Here is a 17,703-nt window from a genome sequence, read left to right as displayed (position 1 = left end):
TTAAGACATGAAATACGAGATAATAAATCATTCTGTGAAAGACCTGTTAACAACAATACTTGGGGGGCTGCATGGCAAAGATCAGAGTATATGAACTTGCCAGAGATCTTAATATGACGAACCAGGCTCTTCTTGACAAGATAAGAAATATGAATATCTACGTCAAGAGCCACGTTAGTTCTTTGGATGAAGAAACAGTTGCAAAAATAAAAGCTGGCTTCAATAGTACAAGTACAAAGTCGGAAGGGGTAGCTGAAATTCGCGTTAGACCGACTATAATCAGAAGGCGGAGAATTGTTGTTCAGGAGGAACCTGAAACAAAACCTGAAACACAGGAAGAGGAGGCTATTGAAGAAGTTGAGCCTGAAGAACAATTGCCTGAACCCGAAATTATAAAAGCTGCTGACGAAGTTAAGAAGCCTGATATAGAAGAAAAGCAGGAAGTTATGCCTCAGGCAAAAATCGAGAAGAAACCGGTTCAACAGACTGCTGCACCCGTCAAGGTATTTAAAAAAACAAAAAAAGAACAACCGGCAAAAGTCCTTAAATTGCCGGATGTTGAGAAAAAACCTGAAGTATTGGAAGAGAGCCAGCCTTCACAAGAAGTTAAACCTGTAGAACAAATAATTACCAAAACAATAGATACTCCCGCACAGGTTCAGCCATCAGAACACGCAAAAAAGCCGGTTACTCATCTCAAAAAAACGGTAGAAATAGTTCCTGAAATCCCGAAAAAAGCCGATCCTATAGAAATAATTGCAAAAAAAGAAGAGACAGTTTCTGAGAAAAAGAAAGGCAAGGTCCGGGATAAGCGCGAAGAGGATCCCGATTTTAAAGATAAATTGTTGTTTAAAAAGAAAGCTCCGTTCAAGAAAAAAGAAATAATCGAAGTAGAAGATCTTTTTACGCCTGAGCCCAGGGTTCGCAAAGAAAAGAAAGGTGCTAAAGCAAAGGCAATACAAGGCCATAAGACACAGCTAACTGTTCCGAAAGCTATAAAACGCAGGATAAAAATTGATGACGCGATTGTATTATCAGATCTTGCGAAAAGAATGGGAATAAAGTCAAGTGAAATGATAAAAACCCTTATGGGTCTTGGTGTTCTTGCAACTGTCAATCAAACAATAGACTTTGATACGGCATCTCTGGTTGCAACGGAATTTAGTTATGAAGTCGAGCGCGCATCTTTTGAGGAAGGTAATTTCTTAAAGACGGAAAAGGTTGATCTAAGTGCACTTGTAAGCAGGCCACCGGTGGTTACCATAATGGGTCATGTTGACCATGGGAAAACCTCTCTTTTGGATGTAATCCGCAAGACTAAAATAACAGAAATTGAAGCAGGTGGAATCACACAGCATATAGGGGCTTATCACGTAAAAACCGAAAACGGCCAGATAGTTTTTTTGGATACACCGGGCCATGAAGCTTTTACAGCTATGCGTGCAAGAGGAGCTAAGGTAACTGATATTGTTGTGCTTGTCGTAGCAGCTGATGATGGTGTAAAGCCACAAACCGTAGAAGCCATTAATCATGCAAAGGTAGCCGGTGTCCCTATAATTGTTGCTATAAATAAAATGGATAAACCCGAAGCAGATCCCGATCGCGTTAAGCGGGAATTGGCTGATCAGGGTCTTGTTCCTGAAGAATGGGGCGGAACCACCCCGTTTCTCAAAGTATCGGCAAAACAGAATACAGGAATAGACGATTTGCTTGAAATGATTCTGCTTCAGGCAGAGGTGCTTGAATTAAAGGCAAATCCAAACAAACTTGCTGTTGGACACGTGGTTGAAGCCAAGCTTGATTCCGGAAGAGGGCCTGTTGCAACTGTATTGATATATGAAGGAACGCTTCACTTAGGCGAATCTGTTGTTTGCGGAATACATTATGGAAAGGTGCGGGCCCTTTTAGATGACAGGGGTATGAAAATTGATGAGGCAGGTCCGTCAATCCCGGTCGAGGTTATAGGTTTTTCAGGAGTACCTATGGCCGGCGATGAACTTATAGCTCTTGCTGATGAAAAGGATGCCAAACAGGTCAGTACTTACCGGGTTCAAAAGCAACGTTCAAAAGAGCTGGCTAAAACAAGCAGGCTTAACCTGGAAAACTTATTTGACAGGATTCAGGAAGGCAAGATCAAGAACCTTGTCTTAATAATTAAAGCAGATGTTAACGGATCTATAGAAGCAATAAGAGATTCACTGAACAAACTGTCAAACAAAGAAGTTAAAATCGATATAATCCATTCAGGAACCGGAACCATTACAGAATCGGATGTTTCTCTTGCTGCTGTTTCCAACGCCATTATCATTGGGTTTAATGTCCGTCCCAGTTCCAAGGTTCAGGCAATGGCAAACGAAGAAAATGTAGATATTCGTTACTACAATATAATATATAATGTAATCAAAGATATAAAGAATGCAATAGTCGGCTTGATGGCTTCGACTTTCGAAGAAAAATTTCTAGGCAGAGCCCAGGTCAGGGAAGTCTTCCATGTTCCAAAATTTGGAGCTGTTGCAGGAAGTTATGTCTTAGATGGGAAAATTGAACGCGGGCAGAAAATACGCCTGATCAGAGATGGCATAGTTTGCTTTGAAGGGAAGAATTCGTCTTTAAGACGATTTAAGGATGATGTTAAAGAGGTTCAAGCAGGGTTTGAATGCGGAATCGGTATAGAGAATTATAACGATATTAAAGTCGATGATATAATTGAATTTTATTATATTGAAGAAATAAAGCCGGAACTCGAATAACAATTTTTATTTTCCCCCTTAAATATTGATTACAGAGTTATATTTTTTTGATGGACTTGTAAAAAGTCGTAAAATACCTGTTTTGTCATGCCGGACCCGATAAGCCTGCCCCGGCAAGCTTTAAGCCGGGGGCATCCAGCAATCTCAATAAGTTCTGGATACCGGCTTTTGCCGGTATGACGGTCTGGAGTTTTTTTCGGTTTCATCTTTTTTAATAAAAAGGTAAAATCTAACTATATAAAAATATTTTATATAATCTATGGTTATAGGACTAGGACTAATAACTTTCAGGCTTCATGATTGCCGCTCTCTTAAAAGCAAAAGAAAAATTGTAAAATCGGTTATCAGCAGATTGCGTAATAATTTCAACGCTTCTGTCGCAGAAGTGGATTCAAATGATATTTATGATGAAGCAATAATTGGCTTTGCATTTGTAGGAAATGACAAAACCGTCGTCAATTCAAAAATTGATAAAGCTTTTAGCTTTGCTGATGAACTGGGTCTTGCCGAAATTATTAATACTGAAATGGAGTTAATCAATATATGACGCTTTTTTCAAGAGCCGAAAGGGTCGGGGGACAGATTCAAAAAGTGCTGTCAGGAGCACTGCTAAAAGGGATAAAAGATCCCCGTCTTGAAATGACAACAATTACAGCTGTTAAGATGTCAAAAGATCTTAAGATTGCGCGCATATATTTTACCACAACCGGCGGCAAAACAAATGCCGATGAAGCAGCAAAAGGATTTAAAAGTGCTGCCGGGTTTCTTAAACGTTCCTTGTCAAGCGAGCTTACCTTACGATATATGCCTGAACTAATTTTCTTTTATGATGAATCATATGATTATGGTGAACAGATAGAAAAAGTGCTGAAATCAATAAAAACAGAAAACACAGAGGACTAAAAAAAGATGTGCAATATTGCTGCACACAAATTATGTAAAACCATATAGATAAAAGGATGATGGACCGGATAATAGAATATCTGAAAAATAGTGCTAATGTGCTTATTGCCTCACACATAAATCAGGATGGGGATGCAATAGGGTCTTTGCTTTCTGTTGGACTTGCTCTTGATTTTATTAATAAGAAAACATTCTTATTTAATGAAAGTCCAATTCCTGAAGTTTACCGCTTTCTTCCGGGCATTGAACTCATACAACATGAAATTGACGACTTAAGTGCTTTCGATACAGCTGTTATTCTGGATTGTGGGAATTTAGACAGGATAGGAAAATTTGCCAGGGCAGTGTCACAGATCCCGGTTATTATTAACATAGATCACCATATGACAAATACTGGTTACGGAACCTGCCTGCTTCTTGACATATCGGCCTGTTCTACAGCTGAAATTGTTTACAGCATAATAAAAAAAATGGGCGTACCTATAGGCAAAGAAATAGCTACTTCAATTTATACAGCCATCCTCACTGATACCGGGTCCTTTAGAGCTTCAAATACAAATAAATCAGCATTTGCAATTTGTAAAGAAATGATAGAGTGCGGAGCAGATCCCTATGAAATCGCTCAGAATGTATATGGCAAATATTCCATGGGGCGTATTCGCCTTTTGAATCTTGCTCTTGAATCCATTATAATATCCAAGAATGCTAAACTTTCGTTGATGATAATAACAAGGGATATGATTAATGAAACCGGAACTCAATCCGATGATGTTGATGGCCTTATAAGCTATGCTAAACGCATTAAAGGTGTAAAAGTAGCAGTTCTCATTCAGGAAGAAAAAAACAACCCTGATAAAATAAACTGTTTAAAGAATTTTCATGTCAGTTTACGTTCAGATGGAACAGTTGATGTGACTGATATAGCCTTATCCTTTGGTGGGGGCGGACATCACAGCGCTGCCGGATTTAATATTGAAACCAGTTTGGATGAATTAAGAACAATTGTTATGGGGTTTTCTGAAAGCTTATAATCTATAGGTGTTGTTTTTACCACGAACGGTTCAATGGATTTTAATGATAGAAAAACATTAACACTTTTAATTTATTAAGTTTTTTAAGGGCGTATAAAAATTAAGAACGGATTATTAATTATTGATAAACCTGCTGATATGAGTTCGGCAAGGGTGGTTTCTATTGTAAAAAAACTAACCGGAGCAAAAAAGGTTGGGCATACCGGCACACTCGATCCCTTTGCTACTGGAGTTTTGCTATGCTGCATAAATGAAGCAACAAAAATATCAAGATTTTTTCTTGCCGGAAATAAAAAATATATTGCCAAACTTTGCTTAGGGATTCAAACAGACACACAGGATTTTACAGGAAAAGTCATTTCGGCAAGCAGCGAATTGAATTTTTCGGATGAAGATATAATTTCGGCCTTTAAAAAATTTGAAGGAAGAATCAGCCAGGTTCCTCCGGTTTACTCAGCCTTAAAACATAAGGGAATCCCTCTTTATAAGTATGCAAGAGAAGGCAAGGCAGTTACAAAACCGGCCAGGGAAATTAAAATACATTACATAAACATCCTTAATATAAATCTTCCGGAAATTACTTTCGAGGTATACTGTTCATCAGGTACATACATAAGATCATTATGTGCAGATATCGGAGAGATTTTGGGATGCGGGGGACATCTTAGCCAGTTAAGCAGAACTGAAAGTTGCGGGTTAAATATTAAACAGTCCTTAACTATTAATGACCTTGAAAATATTATATCAGCCGGTAATATTTCAAAACATTTGATAAGCATGTCCGATGCACTGGCCCATATGCCCGGTTATATAGCTGATGAAACATTGATTGCAAAGATATCCCACGGAAAATTAATAACTGAAAGTGATATTCGTTTTGTGAAAACAAACACATCTGAAGGTTTCATTAAAATTATAAATAGAAATAAAGAGCTTTTGGCAGTTCTGAATAAGGTCGAAAATAAGTTTAGCTATTGTTGCGTTATAAACAACTGATTTTTTCCCTGAGCAATAAACAGCAGATGACAGATAAAAAATAACAAGCTTTTTGGTGAATAAATTATGTTGTTTGTTTGCACCTATAATTGTATATAAAGTTCAAAAGTGTTGTTTGTGTCAATCAGAATCGACAATACGGTTTGTAAAATAATGGTTAAAAGTCTGTAATTAAATAGTTATTAAGATGGAAAACAGGAGGCAGAGAGAAATTGGTTTTAAAAACGGAAGATAAAAAAGAATTGATCGAAAAATATAAGTTACATGAAAGCGATACAGGCTCTCCGGAGGTTCAGGTGGGACTATTAACCCATAGGATAACTTATCTGACTGAGCATTTAAAGGTTCATGACAAGGATCATCATTCAAGAAGAGGCTTGCTTATGCTTGTAGGAAAAAGGCGAAGACTTTTGAATTATGTCAAGAATAAAGATGTACAACGGTATAGAACAATTATTGAGTCTCTTGGTTTGAGAAGATAATCTTTTTGATCAGATCAAAAAGCAGATTATTACAAGCTGAGAAAAAATATGCCTGCCGTTAATTATCTGGAGCTTAGCATCGTTCAGTTCTCTTAAGTATCCGGAAAGAGATTATGGGTATAAAAAGTAAATAGGGGTTTATATGACCATACGTCTGCCGGGTCTTCATTCCATTTTGGTGCAAAAGAGATATAGGCAATATTAGCTTATTATTACAGCAATTTAAATGTATGCCCCATGAACGGATTGCAGTATAATCTGAGATATGTTCTTTATATGTGGTTATTAACTCTGCAATACACACAAAATTCATTTGAGCAATCGGAACGTTAACTATGACAAATGCTAATTATTATTTAGGAGATTTTTATGATAAACACGTATAGAGTCGATTTAGGGGGAAAAACTCTTACCATACAGGCAGGCAAACTGGCTAAGCAGGCATCCGGTTCAGTAACAGTGCAATACGGTGATACTGTTGTGCTTGTTACCGCAGTTTCTTCATATGAAGAACGGCCCGGCGATTTTTTACCGCTTTCTGTTGAATATCAGGAAAAGATATATGCCGCAGGGCGTATACCCGGAAATTATTTCAGGCGTGAAATAGGAAGACCCTCAGAAAAGGAAACATTGACTTCACGCCTTATAGACAGGCCTATCAGACCATTGTTTCCCAAAGGTTACAGTTGTGAAATCCAGGTAATTGCAACGGTTCTTTCTATGGATCATGAAAATGATCCTGATATACTGGCTATGATAGGTGCATCAGCAGCTCTTGAAATTTCCGATATACCTTTTGCCGGACCGGTTGCCAGTGTAAGGGTTATCAGAAAGGAAGGTCAATTAATTGTAAATCCTACCATACAAGAATGCGAGGGCAGTGATATAAATATAATCATTGCAGGCTCAAAAACCGGTGTAGTTATGGTTGAAGGCGGAAGTAATATGGTCAGTGAAAAAGACATGCTTGAAGCCATATTTTATGGACATGAAGCTATGCAGCCGATCATAGATATTCAGCATAATCTGAGAGAAACCAACGGAGTTCCAAAAAGAAACTACACTGAGAAGGAAAAAGACCAGGCTTTTGTGGAAAAAATTGAAGCTATTGCTGCCACCCGTTTGCGCGAAAATCTTATTATACCCGGAAAAATCGAAAGGCATTCTGCATTGCGAGCTCTAAAGAGCGAATTATTTGAGCAGCTGGGCCCTGATTATACCGACCGTAAGCCTGAGTTTTATGAGATATTTTACGATCTTCAGAAAAAAATAAGCAGAGACCTTATAATTAAAGAGGGGCGCCGCATAGACGGAAGAAAATTTGATGAAATAAGACCTATTACATGCGAAGTAGGTTTGCTTCCAAGACCACACGGCAGCGCTCTTTTTACACGGGGCGAAACACAGGTGCTGGCAGTACTTACACTTGGCTCGGGGCCTGACGAACAAAGAGTTGAAACACTAAGCGGTGAAGAATTAAGGCCGTTTATGCTTCACTACAATTTTCCGCCATATTCTGTTGGCGAGACAAAACGCCTTGGAGGACCGAGCAGAAGAGATATCGGCCATGGCGGCCTTTCAACCCGTGCCATAGAAAGAATTCTTCCGCCTAAAGAGGAATTTGATTATACGATACGCCTTGTTTCCGAAGTTCTTGAATCGAACGGTTCGTCATCTATGGGAACAGTCTGTTCCGGGGCTATGGCTCTTATGGATGGCGGAGTTCCAATCAAGTCACCGGTTTCAGGTATCGCAATGGGTCTTGTAAAAGAAGGAGATCAAGTTGTAATTCTTTCCGATATACTTGGAGACGAGGATCATTCCGGAGATATGGATTTTAAGGTCACAGGAACCCGGGATGGAATAACTGCTCTTCAGATGGATATAAAGATTCACGAGCTGCCCAGAACCATACTGGAAAACGCCCTGGAACAGGCGCGTACAGGAAGAATTTTTATCCTTGAAAAGATGCTGGAAGCTATTAGCCAGCCCCGTGAAAAAATATCACCACACGCTCCGGCCATAATCACCATAAAGGTTCATCCCGACAAGATCAGGGAAATTATTGGCCCTGGCGGAAAAACAATCAGATATATACAGAGCGAAACAAATACCCGCGTTGAAATTGACGATTACGGCCTTGTAAAAATTGCAGCTACATCTAAAGAAGATGGAGCCGCCGCTCTTAATCTGATAAACAACATCACTATGGAACCTGAGGTCGGTGCTGTATATGACGGAACCGTTGTGAAGATTATGGATTTTGGTGCTTTTGTACAGATAATGCCCGGCACTGACGGCCTTGTTCATATATCGCAGCTTTCAACCAGAAGAGTAACCAAGGTTTCGGATGTAGTAAAAGAAGGAGATATAATAAAAGTAAAGGTTCTTGAGATATCCAAAGACGGCAAGATCCGGCTCAGTCATAAGGCCGTTCTGGAAGATGAAAATGTCCCAGCCTGAGAATAAAACTATACTTCCAAACAGAATCGGAATAATTACTAAAAATATGCCCCATGCATGCTCCGTATCAATGGGTATATGGGTAAAGGCAGGAACCCGCGATGAGTCGCAGGAAGAAAACGGCATTTCACACTTTGTCGAACATATGCTGTTTAAGGGCACAAGCAAAAGATCGGCATTTCAGATAGCCAAGGAATTTGATGCCATGGGTGGAAATTCAAATGCCTTTACCTCCATGGAGACAACCTGTTATCATACAAAAGTAATAACATCCCATGTTAAAACTGCTACTGACCTTCTTTTTGATATTTTTTTAAATTCCCTTTTTGATACAAAAGAAATTGAGAAAGAGCGTCCTGTCATTATTCAGGAAATCGGAATGGTTGAAGACAGTCCTGAAGATTATATACATCTTCTTTCCGGCCAATGTTTTTTCAAAAACAACCCTCTCGGATTTTCCGTGCTTGGAACACGCTCAAATGTCACTAATTTTAAACCCGAAAAAGTAAAGGAGTTTTTCGAGCTCCTTTACCAGCCTTCCCGTATTGTGATTTCCGTTGCCGGCAATATTGAACATAATAATATCTTGGATCTTGTAGGCCCGATTATTGAATCTTATAAAAACAATACTTTTTCCCCTGAGCGGATAACTCCGGATGTGCAAGGTGGTGTTAATATCTTTGAGAAAGATCTCGAACAGGTTCATATATGCGCTTTGTTTAAGGGCTTGCCGATTTCAGATGAACGAAGGTATGCCTTTTCGCTTATAAATACAATACTCGGCGGGAATATGAGTTCAAGGCTTTTTCAGGAAATACGTGAAAAGAGAGGGCTTGCCTATTCTGTATATTCTTTTATCTCTTCTTATTCGGATACAGGCATGTTTGGCGCCTTTGCAGCGGTTGATCCTGAGAATGCCTTTGATGCAGCGGATTTGATTATAAAAGAAATAAAAAAAATAATAAAACATGCTATAGATGATCAGGAGCTTAAAGATGCTGTTGAGTATACGAAAGGCTGTTTGCTTCTTGCTTCCGAAAGTACTGATAATCAAATGTTCAGGCAGGCACAAAATGAAATAAATTTCAAACGGCATATTCCGCTTCATGAAATAACCGGCAAAATTGAATCGGTGACAAAAGATGAAGTATATGATTTGGCCTGTTTACTTTTTGGTTCCGGCAATCTTTCACTAACCGTTCTTGGGCCGGTTCCGGATAAAAGTAAGTTTATGGATGTTTTAAACTCTTAATAATGGAAAATACTCCTGCCATCCGTTTTTTACGGTTAAACCCGGATAAAAATTCCGACATTCCTCTGCCGCGCTACATGACACCCTATAGTGCCGGTATGGATGTATGCGCCTGCCTTGAAGAAAGTCTTGTTATTAAACCGGGAGATATTGCTTTGATACCGACCGGCTTTGCCGTTTCGATACCTGAAGGATTTGAAATCGAAATACGCCCGAGAAGCGGACTTGCCGTTAAACATGGAATAGGCATAATAAATTCTCCCGGCACCATAGATTCAGACTACCGTGGCGAGATTATGATAGCAATAATTAACCACGGCAAAAAAGATTATACTTTCGTGCGGGGTGACAGGATTGCCCAGATGCTTGTAAAACGGGTTTATCAGGCCAGAATAGAGATTGCCGGCAGCCTTGATGATACAAAGCGCGGCAAGGGGGGCTTTGGCCATACCGGGGTATAATGTGAATAAAAACACATCTTCTGAAAAATCCGGCAAACCATCCGATATTAAACTTTGCATGCTTGCAAGCGGCAGTAAAGGCAATTCAATTTATATTTCAGATGGTCAAACTTCAGTTCTTATTGATGCCGGATTATCCGGGGTTGAAATCGAACGGAGAATGAAAGCAAACAACCTTGTTCCGAATAACCTTGATGCAATTATTGTAAGCCATGAACATTCCGATCACATAAGCGGTGTCGGAGTACTTTCCCGCCGTTTTGCCATTCCTGTCTATATAAGCAGTAAAACCCAAAAAGCTGCATCTTCCTTTCTTGGCAGAATTGATGAATTTAAAATTTTTGAATGCGGAACAGGCTTTAATATAAATGGTATCAATTTTCATCCTTTTTCCTTATCCCATGATGCAAGAGACACGGCAGGTTTTACGGTAACGAAAAACAAAACAAAAATAGGAATTGCAACAGATCTCGGAATTGTGACCACAATGGTAAAAGAGCATCTGAAAATGTGCTCCATATTAATTCTGGAGGCAAATCACGACCCTTACATGCTCGCTAACGGCCCCTACCCCTGGCCGTTGAAACAGCGGATAAAAAGCCGCTCAGGCCATTTGTCCAATCAAGATTCAAAAGTACTTTTACAGGAAATTGTTCATGACAATCTTGAACATGTAATTCTGTCCCATCTCAGCGAAACAAACAATACGCCTGAAAAAGCGCTAAACGCTGTGGGCTGCGCCCTATCATGCTGCAAAGCCAGAATCGATGTCGCCCGCCAGGACAAATGCGGCGCTATTATTCATTCCTCTTGATGCAAATATAATTATTATTGAAATTTATTCATGATGTGATGTATATTCAATCGCAATATGAATGATTTCCTACAAGCTGCCACATGAAATTGAATTTTCCCCTGTTACTGTCCTAACCGGGGCAAGACAGACCGGTAAAAGTACGCTGATTGATGCCAATCTCAAAGGCAGGCTGTTTGAAACATGGGTATTTCATAATTTGTCTGCTATAGCTTCTGTTTTAGGCGGTGAGCTTTTTTATCTTAGAAAGCAAGGTGGTTTGGAAAGAGAAATCGATTTCATTTTCGGGATCAATGGGAAATTATATCCCATAGAAGTGAAAGCATCTGAAAAAGTTACACTGAGAGACGCTGAAAATATGGAAGCACTGAAAGATACTCTCCCGCACTGGGAAATGGGCATGGTTATCTACAAACAAATACTGCCGGATTCTTTGAAAAATGTTTATTACTAAAGGAAAGAAAGCAATGCATGCTTAAAGGGCTTGTCCGCAGAATGTTTTTGTTTGGTAACTCATCTTAAAAAAAAGTAAATTATTGGGGCTGGCTATTAAGAAATCGTTGTTGTGGCATCTTTCATGATGGCCGTTTTCATCCCTGCGCTGTCTTAACGACGCGCAGGTTCCAATTATGACCTTTATTCCGCTAAAATATCGCCTGTTCCAATGAGGTCCAGTAACTTATTACTCCGGCAATTCAACATGTCTATTAAGTCCGCACAAAACCCGTATTTACTACAAATGCGTAGCTGGAATGGTTGTATTTAGTTGCCAGTGTAATACTATCATCATCACCCCTAAAGATAATTTTATCTAAATCAAAGAGTTGCATCTGATCCATATTGTGATTTTAGAAACTCGTGCAGCCTGCGGATGTTGTCAAACTATTCAGCATTGTCGTAATATGAGTTCATTTATATTCCCTGAACCCTTCTATCAAGTTCCGGAATAAAGTGGGCTTGAATTTTTCAAAGCTCACTTCGTCCACGTAAACAAAGTCGTATTTCACTTCTGTCTGCACCCGATTGATATCTTCGCACCATTGCCGCAGTCGTTCCATCTTAAGCGGCACATCAATATCTTCCTGCCCCTTTGTTTCGACAATGACAACTCGGCTATCCGATAGTTTAACAATAAAATCCGGGTAATAGTTGGAAATATCACCGTCTGCTTTTACATAATCGAGTTTGAAATGGACAGCCATGTAGTTTTTTGCAAAAGAAACCACGTCATCGCAATTTTCCAAAAAGTCGGCGAATTTAAGCTCCAGCCGGCTGTCACCAATGATACGGTTGAAGACGCTTTTTTTAGGGACAAGATAACCTTGATCTTTTGCCACAAAAGGCCGGGTCTGGCGCAACTTGATGGTATCCCGTATTTCGGCATCGCCTTTGTCCCGCACTGTCAGTGCATTGATGGCCTTTTTAAAGGTTTCAATCAGTGTCTTGCTCGCAGCCAGTTCTGACAGGTTGCGTAATGTGTTGAGGTCTTCCAGATCCACCGGACTTTCAAACAACTCCTCTTGCACAAATGCCTTGATTTTGCCATATAGCTTGTCATAGCCGCTTACCAGGTGCAGATCCTTTATTATGCTTTGTGCAAAATAGCCGATCACACTGCGGTAGTCGGCAATGCCGGCGGTATCTAAAATCGTGGTATGCGTAATCTCTCCGTTGGTGATATCCTTAAATACAATCTCCCGCTGTTCTTCCTCGCTGAACTGCCGATACAGCACCCGTTGATGCCCCATTGCGGCAATGTCCAGATCGCCCAGGCTTTTGTATTCCCTGTAAATGCGGGGCGACAGCACGGGGATTTCTATATCCAGAGCAGCTATATCTTTCTTCCCGTTTTCCTTGTCAACTTCGATTACAAGCGGAGTCTTTGGTCCCGTTCCTTCCCCCATAGCCTTGCGTTCCAGTATCACGCCTTCAGCCTGGATGGATTCCACAAATTCCATAAAGGCATTGGTGCCGATCACGCTGACGTGCTCTTCCACATCGCCGGGATACATCTTGCGTAAACCGCGCCCAAGCGTCTGTTCGGGAAGAATGTTGCTCTTTGCGCTGTAGGCGCGTAACCCGACGATGGTCGTAACATTGCGGACATCCCATCCTTCTTTAAGCATCATAACCGAAATGATAGCCTTATGCGGGCTCTCCATCTCATCTATCTCATTAGCCTGTTTGCGCAGTTTCTCCAGTTCCTCCTTACCCTTACCCGTGGCTGCTTCCGAAATCTCGCCGTTGTTTTTTGTGTGAATAACCAGCACAGCTTCTTTATCGGCAAATTCCGGATAAGTGGTCCGGAGATATTCGGCAACATCGTCACAGTTGCGGGTATCGTCAGTCATTATAAACAGGATTGCCTTCTTACCCATCTTCTCGTGTTCATCGTACGCCTTGCGCCATTCGATTACACCCAGATGGATATAGTCGGCGTATTTCTCGGTGAATCTTGCGCTTTGACGTTCGCTCAGTTTGGCACGGCTGGGTTCGTCGGGCAGGACCGGATGCTTGACGACGTTCTGCCAAATTGCTTCCACGAGCGGGTAATCAGCAATGGTCTGTACGAAAATTGCCCCGTTGTTGTGTTTGGGAGTAGCTGTTGTGTCCACCTGCATGGAAAGAGCCGCCCCTTTTTGCTTAAGGCGGTTGTGGATATCTTCAATGGATTTGAACCAGGCCATGCGCGGATCGTGAATATGGTGGGCTTCGTCATTCAACACCATCAGTTCGTCTATATCACGAACAATCATGCCAAGATCTACTTTAGAATCATTAGTTGCACCTGTTGGACGCTTGCCTAAAAAATAGTCCCGCATATCTTCATCATCCGGTGATGGCGGGATATCCTCTCCCGAATATACACGGTGGATATTGGTCAGAAAGATATTGCCGGTAGACCGGGTAATGCGAACCTCATCCTGCAAATGCAACGTCAGTTGAAAATCATCGCGCCAGTTGTGCCCGTCATAGCCGTTATCCGGCACTACCGGATCATCAAAGAAGATACGTAGCCCCTGGAAATCCCGGTAAATACGATCCAACACAATGATGTTTGGAGTGATAACCAGAAAGTTTCGTGCAAGTTCGGATTCAGGCTCGTAGAGCTTGTGATAAAAACTCCAGGCCAGCGCAAGGCTTAGTACCTTGGTCTTGCCGCTGCCAGTCGCCATCTTCACTACAAACCGCCGCCAGGTTTCATCAAACATGCTTCCGGAAACAAGTCCGCTCGCATCAAAGCGCATCAGGTCATGTTTGTCCTTAACACCCACCACATCATAAAGATATACTATAGTTTCCAATGCCTCGCGTTGGGCAAAGTAGTATCCAAACTCCACCATGGTTCCATCGGACTCCGGTAACAGGTGTGGCGTGTTGAACCACCAATTGAGCAGGCTCCGGCTGGTGTCAGCCGCACCAGCGTATCTTCCATCCCGGAACTTTTTCACCTTACGGCGCAGTTCTGCCACAAGTGGCGGCATCAACTTTTCCATACTACTTTCCCGCAACACCTCATCAGCGGGAAACCATCGGATACCAGGTTCGAGAATTGTGTGGGGGGATTTCGGAAAGTCTTTATGCAGTGCCATATTAGTTATTCGCCTTTTTTTTTGCGGGTGCTTCAGCCTTGCCGAGTTGCTTGCGCTGTTTGGTCTCGACCATTTTGCTGACGTCAGCAAAATGGTCTTCAATACGATGTCCACTGTTAAAACAAGACAGCTTGGCTTTTTCTATCACAGCCTCGAAATTGCGGTATTGGGTATAACCCAACACATCGGCCAGGTCGCGGCTTTCCCAATACTCATTGCCCACTTTATTGACCTTCCTGATCCGCTCGAAAGGCGAAGCATGACCACCAGTTGTCTTCACAATTTCCTTTGCCATTATTTCCTCCCCACGCTTACATCCACAATAGTCATAGTATCATTCCCGAAAATGTCCACCACTTTTACCGCGATTTTCCGCCGTCCCGGCGAGCATTCGTGAAAAACGCTTTTTAGTTCCAGCGAGCGGTCTTTTTTGGTGCGGAAAGACTGCCACTCATTTTCGAAAATATAATCTCCAGACCATCGTTCTTCCCATTCTTCTGTTTCCTCATTCTTCACCCGGATAATTTCGCGTTTGCTCTCGAAGTTAAAATCCACCGCCCAGTAATCAATCCAGTCAGTCCAGTCTTTGGTCAGCACATCCCGCTTGAATTCACCTTTTGCATCCTTGCTGATTTTAACGATTTGGCCCTTTTCCACTACTATCTTACTGCCTGCTTTCTTGTTTGCCGACAGTGCAGCTTCAGCATTGGATATAGAATCCTGGGAATAGAAAACAGAAAAGTCAGTCAACTCCACCGCCACGTTGTTCTTCTTGATATGCGGTTTTACCTCAATGGCTGCAACATCGTGGAAGACTACCTGATTCTTTTCTACTGCCCGTTTGTCGAAAACCTCGGACGGAATATACTTGGGAGCGATATCGATTCCCTTGTTTCTTGCCTCATCCAAAATATTTGGGAACAATCCCATCTCGAATTCAAAGCCCAGAATATCCACCCTCGTGATATGCTTTTTGCGGCATTCCAGGATTATCTCTTCCACAAACAGGCGTGTCACCGGCAGGTTGACCGGCCCAACGGCCACCAGCCGCCCGGCTTTCTTGCCGTGAAATGCAGTAAAACCTGAGGTCTTTTCCGCCCGGTAAGCCTTTAAAATAAGTTCAATAAAGGCGGCTTCTTTTTCTTCCAGTTGCTTATGCTGTTCCGCCTCACGCAGATTGGGATTGATGCCGATATAATGCTGGCGCTCATATTTGCCCAGGTTTAGGATTTCAAAGGCACGGTAGTTCTTACCCTCGGCCTTGAGCTGCCGCTGGACACCGATCAATCGCTTGCGGGTGGTGTGGATGGCAAACTTGCCCAGATCGGTTGCGATCCACTTGCGGCCAAGTTTTTCTGCAACTGCCGCGGTAGTGCCGGAACCGCAGAAGAAATCGGCAACGAGGTCGCCTTCGTTGGACGAGGCTTTGATGATAATCTCAACCAAAGATTCGGGTTTTTGAGTTGCATAGCCCGTTCGCTCGACTGCCATCGAATTAACTTCAGGAATATGCACAAGCATATCGCCAAGTGACTCGCCCTTTTCCTCATCCAAAAAACGTTTAAGCCGTTTTTTGCCTGAACTTGTGATGTAAATTTTCCCTTGTTTTTCAAAATCACTTATTGATTTCTCTGAATAATCTCCGAGATCACAATCTCTAAAAAGACGACCATCTGTATCAGATCGAAATTTAGTTTCAATAAATTTCGGGTCATAATCTTTGTAAGCACCATTCCAAGTCCATTTGTCTGACTTGGAGTAAAACAATATGCCGTCAGAGTTTCGGGCATATTGGTTACTGGTTGCTTTCGCACCACGGACTGGTTGTCGTTTCCATCGAATTTCGTTCCTGTAGCAGCTTGTGCCAAATATATCGTCCAACACTAAGCGGATATAGCTATTCACTCTCCAATCACAATGTACATAAATACTCCCATCTTCCGCCAGCAAATCCCGCATCAGCACCAGCCGTTCATAGATCATGGCGATGAAGGAATCAGCCCCTTTGCCCCATGTATCGCGGTAGGCAATTTCTTCGAGGATATTGGGTTTTTTGGTGAAGGTTTCAACCCCCCTTTGTCCCCCCTTCTCAGGGGAGAAAGAAGAAGGAATTTCGATGTCCATGCTAAAATCTGCGCCAACATCAAAAGGTGGATCAATGTAGATAAGCTTTAGGCCGCCCTGCTTTTCAATTTCCTCGCGAAGCGGCCCGTTCTTCAGTGATGATAGAATAAGCTTGTTGTCGCCCCAGATAAGTTTATTCGTCCAGCCTTTCATCTGACGGCCGCGGGTGTCAAATAATTCATATTGCAGACTGGTATCTTCCGGTTTGTCTGCGCGCGGCTCATCCACCTGCTCAATAACCTGAAACGGCAAGACGATATTGCAGACCTCGCTTGTCTTGCCGTTCCAAACCAGTTCCACCTCCCGCTTGTCTTCAAACAGCAAAAAGCGGTACTTTTCCGGCAAGGACTTGTCCGCCTCGATAAAACGGATGATCTCCTGTTGTTCCTGTTCAGTCAGTCGTGGCATAATTATCCTTTACTTCCTGGGGTATAGTATTTAATGCCCGTATTGAAAAAGCATATTCTTTGAATAACTTGTTCTTTACAGTGTTTTTTATATGAAATCAAATAAGTTCTATGGAAAGTGGGAGATAGCTCACTTAGGAAAAGGTGCAAGGAACAAGAGAAATCATAAGTTGTAACAGAATGGATGACGTATTAACGTATTATATTTATATAATATTAGGCAGTACCTTATTCTGTTTTTATTTTATGGAAGTCATATACAGAAGTGTGTTTCTAACGGTTTTACCGGTTTTTTTGGCATAGCCATCCCCCATACCCACCACAAAAAAAGGAGAATTTTACATGACGAAAGCAGAATTAGTTGATGCAATAGCTGCCGATGCAAAAATCACAAAAACTGCTGCTGTTGCAGCGCTGGATTCATTTA

Annotated in this window: 14 protein-coding genes; 11 read left to right on the top strand and 3 right to left on the bottom strand. The window is 41.6% G+C overall.

Annotation, left to right across the window (positions count from 1 at the left end; translation table 11 throughout):
- Positions 1–71: 71 nt before the first annotated feature.
- The 11 genes from infB (at position 72) to VXK47_RS01640 (ending at position 11,606) form a co-directional block, all read left to right on the top strand.
- On the top strand, positions 72–2,750 hold the full coding sequence (infB, locus tag VXK47_RS01690) for a translation initiation factor IF-2 (protein ID WP_435547045.1): 2,679 nt from the start codon (positions 72–74) through the stop codon (positions 2,748–2,750).
- Between the two features lie 259 nt (positions 2,751–3,009).
- The gene (locus VXK47_RS01685) at positions 3,010–3,297 is read left to right on the top strand and encodes a DUF503 domain-containing protein (protein WP_435547044.1); all 288 of its coding nucleotides are present in this window, start codon (positions 3,010–3,012) and stop codon (positions 3,295–3,297) included.
- The gene (gene rbfA, locus VXK47_RS01680) at positions 3,294–3,653 is read left to right on the top strand and encodes a ribosome-binding factor A (RefSeq protein ID WP_435547043.1); all 360 of its coding nucleotides are present in this window, start codon (positions 3,294–3,296) and stop codon (positions 3,651–3,653) included. Before VXK47_RS01685 ends, rbfA begins: the two co-directional genes overlap by 4 nt.
- 56 nt (positions 3,654–3,709) lie before the next feature.
- Positions 3,710–4,684: a DHH family phosphoesterase gene (locus VXK47_RS01675; protein WP_435547042.1), complete on the top strand. Its 975-nt coding sequence runs from the start codon at positions 3,710–3,712 to the stop codon at positions 4,682–4,684.
- A gap of 93 nt (positions 4,685–4,777) precedes the next feature.
- Positions 4,778–5,680: a tRNA pseudouridine synthase B gene (truB, locus tag VXK47_RS01670; RefSeq protein ID WP_435547071.1), complete on the top strand. Its 903-nt coding sequence runs from the start codon at positions 4,778–4,780 to the stop codon at positions 5,678–5,680.
- 212 nt (positions 5,681–5,892) lie between these two features.
- Positions 5,893–6,162 carry a 30S ribosomal protein S15 gene (gene rpsO / locus VXK47_RS01665; RefSeq protein ID WP_435547041.1) on the top strand — a complete coding sequence of 90 codons (270 nt, stop codon included), beginning with the start codon at positions 5,893–5,895 and terminating at the stop codon, positions 6,160–6,162.
- A 369-nt stretch (positions 6,163–6,531) separates the two neighbouring features.
- Positions 6,532–8,625: a polyribonucleotide nucleotidyltransferase gene (gene pnp / locus VXK47_RS01660; protein WP_435547040.1), complete on the top strand. Its 2,094-nt coding sequence runs from the start codon at positions 6,532–6,534 to the stop codon at positions 8,623–8,625.
- Positions 8,612–9,877, top strand: a complete 1,266-nt coding sequence (locus VXK47_RS01655) for a M16 family metallopeptidase (protein WP_435547039.1) — start codon at positions 8,612–8,614, stop codon at positions 9,875–9,877. The genes pnp and VXK47_RS01655 overlap by 14 nt, the downstream gene beginning before the upstream one ends.
- A gap of 2 nt (positions 9,878–9,879) precedes the next feature.
- Positions 9,880–10,338 (top strand): dUTP diphosphatase, encoded by a 459-nt coding sequence (gene dut, locus VXK47_RS01650; RefSeq protein ID WP_435547038.1) that lies wholly within the window; start codon positions 9,880–9,882, stop codon positions 10,336–10,338.
- 1 nt (position 10,339) lies between these two features.
- On the top strand, positions 10,340–11,152 hold the full coding sequence (locus VXK47_RS01645; protein WP_435547037.1) for an MBL fold metallo-hydrolase: 813 nt from the start codon (positions 10,340–10,342) through the stop codon (positions 11,150–11,152).
- 61 nt (positions 11,153–11,213) lie between these two features.
- Positions 11,214–11,606, top strand: a complete 393-nt coding sequence (locus tag VXK47_RS01640) for a DUF4143 domain-containing protein (RefSeq protein WP_435547036.1) — start codon at positions 11,214–11,216, stop codon at positions 11,604–11,606.
- Between the two features lie 454 nt (positions 11,607–12,060).
- Here VXK47_RS01640 and VXK47_RS01635 read toward each other — a convergent pair whose 3' ends face one another.
- The 3 genes from VXK47_RS01635 to VXK47_RS01625 are packed head-to-tail and all read right to left on the bottom strand — an operon-like array spanning position 12,061 to position 17,277.
- Complete coding sequence (locus VXK47_RS01635; RefSeq protein WP_435547035.1) at positions 12,061–14,745, bottom strand: DEAD/DEAH box helicase family protein; 2,685 nt, start codon at positions 14,743–14,745, stop codon at positions 12,061–12,063.
- Position 14,746: 1 nt separating this feature from the next.
- Positions 14,747–15,040, bottom strand: coding sequence for a BRO family protein (locus VXK47_RS01630; protein ID WP_435547034.1), 294 nt, complete (start codon positions 15,038–15,040; stop codon positions 14,747–14,749).
- The gene (locus VXK47_RS01625; RefSeq protein ID WP_435547033.1) at positions 15,040–17,277 is read right to left on the bottom strand and encodes a site-specific DNA-methyltransferase; all 2,238 of its coding nucleotides are present in this window, start codon (positions 17,275–17,277) and stop codon (positions 15,040–15,042) included. The genes VXK47_RS01630 and VXK47_RS01625 overlap by 1 nt, the downstream gene beginning before the upstream one ends.
- Between the last annotated feature and the right edge of the window lie 426 nt (positions 17,278–17,703).

Origin of the sequence: Desulfobacterium sp. N47 (assembly GCF_051233685.1) — a bacterium.
Lineage (GTDB): Bacteria > Desulfobacterota > Desulfobacteria > Desulfobacterales > RPRI01 > RPRI01.
Note: the sequence above shows the minus strand (reverse complement) of the source record. Positions and strands in the feature narration are given on the sequence as shown.

Excerpts from the sequence above, each read along its gene's own strand:
- infB (WP_435547045.1), top strand. The coding sequence starts at position 72 with ATGGCAAAGATCAGAGTATATGAACTTGCCAGAGATCTTAATATGACG.
- VXK47_RS01685 (WP_435547044.1), top strand. The coding sequence starts at position 3,010 with ATGGTTATAGGACTAGGACTAATAACTTTCAGGCTTCATGATTGCCGC.
- rbfA (WP_435547043.1), top strand. The coding sequence starts at position 3,294 with ATGACGCTTTTTTCAAGAGCCGAAAGGGTCGGGGGACAGATTCAAAAA.
- VXK47_RS01675 (WP_435547042.1), top strand. The coding sequence starts at position 3,710 with ATGATGGACCGGATAATAGAATATCTGAAAAATAGTGCTAATGTGCTT.
- pnp (WP_435547040.1), top strand. The coding sequence starts at position 6,532 with ATGATAAACACGTATAGAGTCGATTTAGGGGGAAAAACTCTTACCATA.
- VXK47_RS01655 (WP_435547039.1), top strand. The coding sequence starts at position 8,612 with ATGTCCCAGCCTGAGAATAAAACTATACTTCCAAACAGAATCGGAATA.
- dut (WP_435547038.1), top strand. The coding sequence starts at position 9,880 with ATGGAAAATACTCCTGCCATCCGTTTTTTACGGTTAAACCCGGATAAA.
- VXK47_RS01640 (WP_435547036.1), top strand. The coding sequence starts at position 11,214 with ATGATTTCCTACAAGCTGCCACATGAAATTGAATTTTCCCCTGTTACT.
- VXK47_RS01635 (WP_435547035.1), bottom strand. The coding sequence starts at position 14,745 with ATGGCACTGCATAAAGACTTTCCGAAATCCCCCCACACAATTCTCGAA.
- VXK47_RS01630 (WP_435547034.1), bottom strand. The coding sequence starts at position 15,040 with ATGGCAAAGGAAATTGTGAAGACAACTGGTGGTCATGCTTCGCCTTTC.
- VXK47_RS01625 (WP_435547033.1), bottom strand. The coding sequence starts at position 17,277 with ATGCCACGACTGACTGAACAGGAACAACAGGAGATCATCCGTTTTATC.